Here is a 10,152-nt window from a genome sequence, read left to right on the forward strand (position 1 = left end):
GCCAGCAGCTTCAGGGCCATGGTATGCCTGGCGTGCATAGACCGTTGCCTGCGAGCAGACTTTTCGGACAAAACCTAAAACTAGTTTGGGGATTATAAACAGGTGCTTCCTTGGAAGTCTCACCTACCCCAGGCCAGCGGAGCGAAGAATTTACGTTATTCGTGTAGTAGTTCCACGCACCGAAACCTAAAAGAGCCAGAAGATGAATTTTTTTCAAACTCACCATACCAAATCGTTTCCGCTATAACGCCGATCTTACCGGTGCAACGAAAGGAGCATCCGGCACAGCGAATTGTTAAGAGTTTGATGCTCTGGCAGAGCGGACTTTGTTGTAGGGAGTTTCTACTTCCCGCAACAGAAAGGCCTCTAACCCATAAGCCAAGTATGCGTAGTCTTGGTGAAAACCCAGAGTAATCGCCTGAGACACGCCCCGATCGGCCCATTTTTTCTTAGGGGTGTACTGTCTATTCTTTACAGCAACACTTCGTTGACCTTCTGCCATGCGGAAATATTGATTCGTCCTTGCACCAAGGCCATACCCTGTATATTTACCACCGCCTAAAGAAGCGCCAACGCCAATATATAGGACCTGGTCATGCTCCCCCAAAAGCAGATATATCCCTTGTTTGTTGTGCCCAGGCAGTGTTCCGACCAGATTCCACGGACTATTCCAATTTGGTACTTCGGCTTCCGTGGAAGGCCAATGTCGACGGAAAAATTCGTCGGAGACAGCTTTGATGGCATCGAACGTAACTTTTGGCACAGTTCTCCCTATTCTTAACGTCTCGCCTAACCGGCCGCCCAAAGCTGCGCAGCGAAGCGTAGAAGCTTTGGCGGGTCCGAGTTTATGCGATTGTTAGGCACTGATTACAAGACATCCCATCCAATAGCGGAATTAATAGCGACCCGAAATACATTAGCAATAGCATTCCATATCCTTTCTGACAACTGTAGCGTAATTATTGCCACGGACCGAAGCCTTATTCTAGCAAGCATTTTCTGGTCATCTATAAAAACCTTGGCGTCTTCTTCGTTAAATTCGCCGGACAGTTTTTTTTTGGCTACAAACGAAACGTCATTGATTAAGCCTTTACCAATATTTTCTACGATTTCCTTGACCTCATCCCAATTGTCGTTCACTACAGCCTTAGCTGCTTTGACGGCATCATCCAGTACGCGATCGAAATCTACACCATTAATTGTACCCATTATTTACTTTCCTCCAGATTGGTTTCTCGTTTCTTGAAACCTTCCGCTTCTTGAATGGCCAATACCGCATTAAACACGAGCAGCTTTCGCCCCTCCCAGTTCGCCTTTTTTAGAATTTGTGTATCTCCTGTTAGCTCCATATCTGAATGCTGCTCTTTCCACTTAAGCACAATACACTTTAGATCAACATAATTTTTCGCAGTTAAGCTTGTGTTTTCGAACTCAGCAGATAACTCTTGGCAGTTGGAAGGGGAGATATTTTCTACCACCTCTGAAATTCTTGATTGTAGAGTTTGGCCTGTTGAGTTAATTTTATTATCGCTTGCCATCGCTCTGAGCATCATAGCTTCGGCATCTATAATTAAGGAATTATAGTCGCTCTCAAATTGCGTGAAATGTCCGCTGTGCATAGAAGGGTCATCTATTGCTGCCCTATCGGAGTCTTTTAATGGGCTCGCCGACCTTCCTTCCTCGATAATTTCTGCGGCCTTTTTGTAAAATTCTTCAGTATCTGTTACTAATTTTTCGTCATATGGTGATACCAGAACCGTTGTGCATCCCGATAGAATCGTGAAAAACACCGCGATTAACGGGATAGCGATAGCTTTGTTAAGTTTTATGGTCACCCTCATTTTCTTCTCCTTGTTGGTAGGTAAATATATCTCTATAGCTGCCTAAAGACTCAATAACCGGTGCGCTTTAGCGCGTCCGGCGCCGCAGGCGCGAAGTTGATTGATTTGTTAGGCTCACCACCCAAGCATTCTTCTAATATCTTTGGCCGGGTCGGGCGGTACGCCGCGTTCGGGAGGGCTTAAAGTTGGCACTTCTTGCTGCAACTTCTCAGAACCATAATTTTGTCTAATGGAATCTGACAGTTGATCTAATTGCGCTACGCCCAGTTCAGGACCAATACTACTTATAATTTCCCGTATTTTTTCATCAGAAAAATCTGGAGCATCAACAGTCTCGGTAGCCAAGCGATAAGTAGATGGCCCAACGATGCCCGAACTTACAACTTTTTTCACGACTTTCCAGCTCGGACCGAAGGTTCTAACAGCCAAATACATTCTTGGCCAACTCATCATATGCATCAATGAGCAATGGAGATTTATTTTCCGCGTAGCCGTGTGGGCAAAGCGGTTTGCGGTGACAGCCGAGGTTCCCTGCTGCTGCGCCAAACTCTCCAGCAAACGAGTCTTGCCTGCACCGGGTTCGGCCAAGACAACAATTAATCGCGAAGCAGCCAGCAGGGCGGTTTCGCTAAAAATCTTATCGCCAGCGCTTAGATTTCGGTGGAGGTAGAAGGTTACACTCATGGTCGTAATATTTGCTGCTGATCACGCATTGACAATCAATCCCATAACATTTGACGGCCACTTAAAGGATTATCGGGGTGCGATAACCCAAGCTCATTAATCGCGTTCCTACCGCAGCGAATGTCGGCTCTCCGCCCTTAGTGTCGACACCTCAGGCACATGCTGGACTTTCCACCATTGTCCGAAAACGGTCGTTCCGCTCCTTCCACCTGATGCACCGGGCTTGAACGCATCCCTTCATATGACCAGGCACACTACCGCGAGGGAATCCAGACGCGTGCTGATGCCTTCCCTGGCGTGGAAGCCCGAAGCGTCGCCATTTTGAGACACGACAGCATGAGGCAGATACATACTTTCACATTACATCCTAATCAACCTTCGTGCGATTAGCGAATGGTGGACTTGAATCGTGTCAGTAAAATGAGTTGTTGATGAGAGCGTCGAGATGCGATGGGGCTGGTGAGATGGAAGGTGTGGGGATGTGGGGATGTGGGGATGTGGTCAAGGATGGTAAAGCCAGTCCCACACGATGATGGGCGGGGCCGAGCAGAGCTGGCAAGGGCCAAGGCTACCTCGGCGGCAGTGGCAATGCCGGGGTCAGGGAGAGCTTAGCCGTGACACAAAACCGGAAATCCGCATCACCCTTCTCTTCGTTCAGGAGACTCCACATGCAGGGGTAGCCCACACCGCTTGTCATCCTCACGGACCAAATGGCTTGCCATCGTGACATCGGCCACGATGGCGAGGTGGCGAGGTGGCGAGGTGGCGAGGTGGCGATGACACGGTGGGTCAGCCCAGTGATAGCTTCGACGCCGATATGGGCCTTAAGGCCGAAATACTACTGATTGCCCTTCTTGGTCTGCTTCATCTCCGGTTAGTGTGCTTGGCATGGTTCTTGGTGGACGGGGCCGCCGCGATCGTGGCATCGACGATGGTACCCTTGCGCATGAACAGGTCCTTCTCGGTCAGGCTGGCGCTGATCTCCTCAAAGATCCGCTGGGTCAGCGCATGCTTCTCCAACAGATGACGGAAGCGCAACAGCGTGGTCGCGTCCGGCATGCTCTCGACGGCCAGGTCGATACCGATGAAATCGCACATGGCCTGGCTGTCGTAGGTAGCATCTTTTAGCGCCTCGTCGGCGAGCGCATACCATTGTTGCACGAATTGGATCCGCAGCATGCGCTCCAGGCCAACCGGCGGTCGGTCACGCTTGCCCGACGCGTTGGGGAAGTAGAAAGACGACAGCGCGTCGATGAGCCGCTGCCTAGGCACCAAGGCCTACATCTGGGTCGGGATCAATCTCGGCGGGTAACCTTGATCTTGTTCTGGTGCTCTGTCCCAAGATTCTATCCCGCCGTTGATGATCAGGCAGCTGCGGCAAGATTTATGCAGGGTTTCCTTAGCTCGCTAGCTACCGATTTAGACACACTACTAATCATACATAAACGCATATTAACCCAAATGTATGTCAATTGTCGCTATTTCATCCGGAAGAATCTTCACTAATCTCCTAATCTCCTGTTTAGGTTGCTCAATTAACACCCTTACAGTATGCTGACCAGGTTGGATCGACTCTTTAGTCCATGACCTCCCAACGAACTCAGAAAGCTGCTCATCATCAATACCAATTTTCAAAGCCATAGGAGAATCTTTATGCTTTATATTCACCTCTAAACCACCAGGCAAATTAGCCTTTTCGGCTTCCTCTTCTATCTTTTTCTTTTCAGCTAAAACTATTTCTAACTCCTCCTGAGCTTTCTCTGATGAAAGGCGCTGTGATTTTATAAGGTCATTTAGCAAAGCTACACTGCTATTGAAATCAGAAATCCATTTATTAGTCTCATCGTTTTGAAGCTTTAAAATTCCATCAACAAAACTTCTTCCCATCTCATAAAGAGCACACTTATCAAGCTCATTGAGCGGTCCATCTTTCTTGATTGTATAACCAGTCCAATCTAATATAAATTTGTGAGTTTTTGCCTCCATTTCTGTCACAGTGGCAACATATCTTAGCCAACCACTAGACCAACCGAAAATCCGATCGGCAGCTTGAAGCAAGCCTGCCACAGCTAATGCGGCGACACCAGATTGCGTTAAATAAAGACTCTCTTGGGCGTCCACAGACATGCCGGCAAATAACGGCAATGCCACACCAAGCACCAACAAAGAAAAACTAGCTGACCTTATAATAAGAGATGCATATTTCTTAGCATTTTTGCTTACCCAATACCACTCGCGTGCTTTTTTAGAGGTTGCGATTGCGGATTCATAAATTTTCTTTGATGCATCATCAGGAGCAATACCTAAATAATCCTTCCAAACTCCCAACTCATCTATTTTTATGTCAGTTTTTTTAGCCACAATTTTCACCACTCAGTCTATAAAGAGACTCGGCATAATCAGGACACATGGTAAACACGGAAAAAAATCATCACTCAACCTTATTAAAACCCAAGGAATTAAAAACTGAAATATTATACTCCCATCTTTAGAGAAGAAAAATACTGGTTGCTTGATACTAAATTTATACTGCTCCGGCCGGTATGGAAGCAACAAGAACAACAATGGCCTGGTACGGCAGTAAGCCAAGCTACGCAAGGAGGTCAAAAAGGGTGAATGGCAGCCCTCGAAAGCTCCCCGGTTATCGGACATCGGTACAGGATTTTCTGGTAGATTACTAAGGAGATCTGGAAACCGCAGTTGCTACGCTTATTGCTTGAAATCAGAAAATCTAATTTTCAGTACAAAGGATAGCACATCCGTTGTTGTTACTGAAATGTGTCGCCTCGTATTACAAACATTCTATTGCTCACATACTGGCCGTAGACCTATATTTTTGTTCGCCTTTCCACCTAATTTTCGAAACAATCGAAAGTTATTAATCGATATATTGGAGTGAACATTAGTCGTCCAGGCGCCGCCAGCTAGTTGTTGACTTTTGGGTGCGTCCAATAATTCATAAACATTACCGATTAAGTCAACAAGCCCTTCCGGGGATGCCCCCTTGGGGAAACAGCCTACTTCGATAGGACCCTCAGCAGGCGGCATCCCTAGGAAGTTAAGATGTGCCTGTGCTTGATAATTTAGCAAATCTTCTCCCCATGGCCATGCGTTTGGCTTTAGACTTGCAAGCATGATCCATTCCTCCTTTGTAGGAAGTCGCCATCTGTGACCAGTCTTCTCGAATAAACGCTCAAGTATGATGTATACGTCGTTCAGATCATGCAAAGTGTATGGTCGCACAGATTGCTCACGTATCAATTCTTGATCAGACAAGAGCTGCCCAACTTGGTATCGAGTAAGAGGGTACTTACATGCAAACAAATTATCGAAATATACTCCAGGCGGCGGCAGCATTAGGGCTGGGTGGGCACCCCTTAATGCCAACTGCTTAGCGATGTCGCGTACTCGCCTAGGCGCAAGGGAAGAATCATCGAGAGAGTCAATGAGAAACTTCTCCAGTCGTGGCCGACTGTGATCATCCAAGTGCTTGTAAACCATAGATAAGAACTCAAAGCATCTATTCTTTGAGACAGAGAGGACGTGTGGTAGTAGCGCTTCAAAGAACAGGTCTTGGTAATTTATAAGCACGGAGACCGCCGTTTCAGCCAAGTCAGCAACGATTGGGTCGTCAGAACGCTCAACTAGTGACCGAATCTCTTTGAGGTAGTTCTTCTTTTGCCCACTATCTCGACGTGGTTGATTGTCCACTAGCGAATGCATCGGACGGCCATCGACAGCATTCCGAAGGGTACCAATGAGAGCGTTGACCAACAAAGATTTGGTAGGTGCATCATAATTAACTAACGAGTTCGGAACGGATATAGTTGCAGCCCCAACGAATAATCGCTGAGCTTGTTCGCTACAGGAAATATGGATTTCGGCTTGAACTGGACGACACCCTAGAATCTCGTCTACGATTTCAGGCAGCTGATCAAAAGAATCAAAAGGTATAGGAATTATGTTCAGTTGGTTTAGCTCATCGCGGCGGGTGGCAATCTCATTAACTCGTAAAGCCGCATAGCTACGTACATTCCATACGCGCGCCATACGCAAGCACAATTTGATATCATCATCGTTAAGCGAGAACCCAAGAAAAAGCGGTGTCCCAATACGATGACGGATCAATTCCTGTACCATGGACCTTTCTGCATACATCCAATCGTACTCATCGCTCGTAAGGATCCATGTCCATGGTCGCTCGAGGCTTCCGTGAAGCTTAAGTAATTGCGGAGTCTCTGAAGGTATTCCGAAAAGTGAGAGATCATCGGGTGTGCCACAAAGGATAGAATGGGATGTGAGCGGTTGCATTGCAAGTCGAAATGCGTTCTCAACGGCATAATCGAGGTTAGTGGTCACTAGGTATTGAGGGTCGGCTTGTACCAGCGCCTGAAGTGTCAGAGTCGTCGCTTGCGGGGGAATCGATAATTCATGCTGGATTCTTTTTACGAACTCGGCTTCCCCCATTTTCTGACGGATCTTAAGGAGCGTATGACTGTAACCGCTTTCGGATACTGACATGTTGGCGCTTTCAGCCAAGCGGTTCACCAACACTGCCCAAGTTGGTAGACCGATTGGCATAGAAAGCCCCGCGCCCAAGATTGGAACGATCTTGCAGCGATCATTTTTTGCAAGCTTAAGAGCATTTCCGGTTTCACTTCTGATACTTCTTAGTTCATTATTCATTTTTGAAAACCAATCATATGCATTTATCTTTATGTCCAGCCAATCTCAGACTGAACATTTACAAAAAAAATAAACGAACCACAGCATTCAATAGGCTTATATAGAATTGTCTTGTCTAATGACCTTCTAAAAATTATTGAAGACATGATAAATAGTTCTATTCACGATCTCCACCAGCAGCATTTTTATAAGGCTGTCTAACATCTTCTTGGAGGAACACACTCTAAGATAGTTTTCATGAGTTCAAGCAATTAGTCAGGCATTGTGATACAGACCATACATCTAAATTAGTATCTTCCAGATGTTAACTAACATTGTATGTCTCTGGGATTTATCCGCTCTAGGCGCAACCAGAAAAAAGCGTCATTCCTAACACAAAAATACATTTACACCTTATCAAATGCAGCCCAAGTTTTGGGACCGACGATACCATCAGGCACAAGTCCATTATCGCGTTGATACTGCCGGACAGCCGCCTCCGTGATCGGGCCAAACAAGCCGTCGACTTTGTCTCCAACGAAACCTATTTTCTTTTGTACTTCTTTGACTAAGAAGCGAGGATTTGACGCTCTACCTCTTCGTAGAGTGGGGCGATCATCGTGATCCTTGTGAGGAATTAATGGACCAGATGCGGGATTGCCCATTAGTTGAGCGACGTCACTACGGAATTCGTCCATATCGATTGAGTGAGGGTCGGGTTTAGAAGACCGCCACTCCCTATGAGCGCAGCACCATCTTTCATCCTGCGAAAGCTTAGTCAGAATCGCTGTAACACCGCGCTTGTATGCATCTAGTTGAACCGCTGGCCAAGGATCAGCATTGGGCCCAGTAGCATGACCTGTGTTCTCGGCTTCAATGCCAATGAACCGGCTATTGCCGGACTCCCCATTCCAACTACCACGTCCAGCATGATTGGCACGGCCAGCAGCGATGACATAGTAAGTACCGTCACGACCAAGTCCAAGTTGTGCCAGAGGACCGGGCAGATCGTTCCGACCGTTTATGAGAATATTGAGACTGGGCATATTCTTGGTAGGTATGCCGGCGGTGTGGTGGCACACAACGCCTTTTACTGAACTGGACATATTGCCTCTTCCACGATTGGCCCAACCGTCTATCTCAGCGACTTTGAGCCCAGCTTCGAGAAGCACTTTCGGCAACCATGTCAATTGAAAGCTCATTCGGCTACTCCTCCATCGGCAGCAGGTAGGTCTTCGTCAGGTGTGGCGTCCTCGGCGGTAAATTCGCATGCACAGCCATCAATTTCATCGTCGTTCTGGATATCAGTTTCGTTGTTCATAGATCACCTCATTTGTATTGGAAGCATCCCTGAACACCGCAGAACCTGCGCTTATTTATTAAATTCAGTTTTAAACAGATTAGCCTGGTATTGGCAAACCACCCCCACCGACCTTTATTGAAAAAAAGCAATTAGCTTTACAAAGAAATGAGTTCCATCCACACTGTTTTTGTTGAGCCTTTTTACATTGTTTCTTTTCATCTGAGCATGTGCCAATGCAACTCTTACCTTTGGCACCAGTCGCGGATTGCACAGCAACTCCGAGCATCTCTTCAGATTGTATTAGGAGAGTATAGAGTGCACAAACTTCTTCTTCGTCCATCTGCCCAGTGGCAAAGCAATCAGCGAATCGTTGAATTACCATCGTTCCTTGACGGATATAAAAAATAGCCATTTCATCAGCGGGTGAGTCAACAGAGACGCGAGATATCATCTCTTCCGATGGGAGTTTAGAAACAGCATCAATCGAAAATTGCATGAACTCCCTAGCATCACTGGCTTGAATTTCTCTGCACATTGTAAAACTCCTTTCTAGAGTCACTATATTAATAAGCAAATCACCAATCTATATGCTATTAAATTCAATGCAATAGTCGCTCAATCTCCTTAGAATTCTGCACAAATATTTACACTTTTTTATAATTGATGTGTATGCCGCGCGTTTACTGGTGATACTGCTCGCAGCTTACATCTAAAGAAATCGTAAGCACTTGAACGAGTAGCTACGAAGCCAGGAAGAAAGTCAAAGGCCGAAAATACCATGTCATTATCGACATTCTGGGACGGGATATTTCCGCGAGAGGGCAACCTCCAGCGTACAAGAGCGTTAACGTCTAATCCTGTCATGTTCAGGCCCGCTGAACTAAATCGAAACAGAGGGAATATGTGGCGCAGCTCACGTATCCGTTCGCTCCTTACCAGTCAGCCACTTCCACGTAATTATAGATAGTCCCACGGGTATAAACACTGCTACCAACAATAGAATAGTGCCTAGGGGAAACCAATTAGAAGGTAGGGATACCACAACATAGAGGTTTAAAGCGACAAGAAATCCACCCCATACCCAGAGAATTATCAACTTTCCATAGTGCCATCTCTGGATCCCTTTTCTGCCGGTCGGCGCCGGTGTCTTGTCACGGTGGTCAGTCAACGGTTACCTCAAAGAAGACAGTTTTGATGGTAAACCTGATTCTTCCAGCAGCGCTAGCTACTCCGGCCTGAGCAGACTGGAAGATACTTTCCCAGGCACGCCAGAAACCCTGCGTTCCCTTTTCCAGATTACGTAGGTCACCCGAGTACGCCGCCTCCAGAATGTCCTCCATCAAACCTTCGTAATCCGCCGTCTGAGGATCCGGTAAACGTAGGATGGCCCGGTTCCTCAGCGCATAGAACGTATTGGGCAGGTCAGATACGAGCCCGGGACCAGGGTAGTCAGTAGTTACAAGCAGGTAGGGACCTTCAGTTGGTGAGAGCCCAAGTTGTGAGCAGAAGGCTAGCGAGCGCACCACGTCAATCGCTGTCTGGATATCTCCGGTGCCTGCACGGCCAGGGTCTCGAGACCAGAACTAGGTTTTGTCCGAAAAGTCTGCTCGCAGGCAACGGTCTATGCACGCCAGGCATACCATGGCCCTGAAGCTGCTG

General features: G+C 47.0%; 9 protein-coding genes and 1 pseudogene. All 10 read right to left on the bottom strand.

Features of this window, described 5'->3' with window-relative positions; genetic code table 11:
* Positions 1 to 295: 295 nt before the first annotated feature.
* The 10 genes and pseudogenes from FEI13_RS18380 to FEI13_RS18420 all read right to left on the bottom strand — a co-directional run bounded on the left by FEI13_RS18380 (position 296) and on the right by FEI13_RS18420 (position 9,028).
* On the bottom strand, positions 296 to 763 hold the full coding sequence (locus tag FEI13_RS18380) for a hypothetical protein (protein WP_138182949.1): 468 nt from the start codon (positions 761 to 763) through the stop codon (positions 296 to 298).
* Positions 764 to 867: 104 nt separating this feature from the next.
* Complete coding sequence (locus FEI13_RS18385; protein ID WP_138182950.1) at positions 868 to 1,209, bottom strand: hypothetical protein; 342 nt, start codon at positions 1,207 to 1,209, stop codon at positions 868 to 870.
* Positions 1,209 to 1,841 (bottom strand): hypothetical protein, encoded by a 633-nt coding sequence (locus FEI13_RS18390; protein WP_138182951.1) that lies wholly within the window; start codon positions 1,839 to 1,841, stop codon positions 1,209 to 1,211. Before FEI13_RS18390 ends, FEI13_RS18385 begins: the two co-directional genes overlap by 1 nt.
* Before the next feature lie 114 nt (positions 1,842 to 1,955).
* Complete coding sequence (locus FEI13_RS18395; protein WP_138182952.1) at positions 1,956 to 2,525, bottom strand: hypothetical protein; 570 nt, start codon at positions 2,523 to 2,525, stop codon at positions 1,956 to 1,958.
* Between the two features lie 766 nt (positions 2,526 to 3,291).
* Positions 3,292 to 3,844, bottom strand: a pseudogene (locus FEI13_RS18400) (IS5 family transposase); the annotation flags it as partial.
* 133 nt (positions 3,845 to 3,977) lie between these two features.
* Entirely contained in the window at positions 3,978 to 4,895 is a 918-nt protein-coding gene (locus FEI13_RS18405; RefSeq protein ID WP_158294571.1) for an SLATT domain-containing protein, read from the bottom strand.
* Positions 4,896 to 5,327: 432 nt separating this feature from the next.
* On the bottom strand, positions 5,328 to 7,211 hold the full coding sequence (locus FEI13_RS18410; RefSeq protein WP_138182954.1) for an SIR2 family protein: 1,884 nt from the start codon (positions 7,209 to 7,211) through the stop codon (positions 5,328 to 5,330).
* A 386-nt stretch (positions 7,212 to 7,597) separates the two neighbouring features.
* A complete protein-coding gene (locus tag FEI13_RS18415) occupies positions 7,598 to 8,392 on the bottom strand; it encodes a peptidoglycan recognition protein family protein (protein ID WP_138182955.1) in 795 nt (264 codons plus the stop codon).
* Complete coding sequence (locus tag FEI13_RS19680) at positions 8,389 to 8,511, bottom strand: hypothetical protein (RefSeq protein WP_275668766.1); 123 nt, start codon at positions 8,509 to 8,511, stop codon at positions 8,389 to 8,391. The genes FEI13_RS18415 and FEI13_RS19680 overlap by 4 nt, the downstream gene beginning before the upstream one ends.
* A gap of 79 nt (positions 8,512 to 8,590) precedes the next feature.
* Positions 8,591 to 9,028: a hypothetical protein gene (locus FEI13_RS18420; protein ID WP_138182956.1), complete on the bottom strand. Its 438-nt coding sequence runs from the start codon at positions 9,026 to 9,028 to the stop codon at positions 8,591 to 8,593.
* Positions 9,029 to 10,152: the final 1,124 nt, after the last annotated feature.

This window comes from Halomonas urmiana, assembly GCF_005780185.1.
GTDB classification, from domain to species: Bacteria; Pseudomonadota; Gammaproteobacteria; order Pseudomonadales; family Halomonadaceae; genus Halomonas; species Halomonas urmiana.

Excerpts from the sequence above, each read along its gene's own strand:
- FEI13_RS18385 (WP_138182950.1), bottom strand. The coding sequence starts at position 1,209 with ATGGGTACAATTAATGGTGTAGATTTCGATCGCGTACTGGATGATGCC.
- FEI13_RS18390 (WP_138182951.1), bottom strand. The coding sequence starts at position 1,841 with ATGAGGGTGACCATAAAACTTAACAAAGCTATCGCTATCCCGTTAATC.
- FEI13_RS18395 (WP_138182952.1), bottom strand. The coding sequence starts at position 2,525 with ATGAGTGTAACCTTCTACCTCCACCGAAATCTAAGCGCTGGCGATAAG.
- FEI13_RS18410 (WP_138182954.1), bottom strand. The coding sequence starts at position 7,211 with ATGAATAATGAACTAAGAAGTATCAGAAGTGAAACCGGAAATGCTCTT.
- FEI13_RS18415 (WP_138182955.1), bottom strand. The coding sequence starts at position 8,392 with ATGAGCTTTCAATTGACATGGTTGCCGAAAGTGCTTCTCGAAGCTGGG.
- FEI13_RS19680 (WP_275668766.1), bottom strand. The coding sequence starts at position 8,511 with ATGAACAACGAAACTGATATCCAGAACGACGATGAAATTGATGGCTGT.
- FEI13_RS18420 (WP_138182956.1), bottom strand. The coding sequence starts at position 9,028 with ATGTGCAGAGAAATTCAAGCCAGTGATGCTAGGGAGTTCATGCAATTT.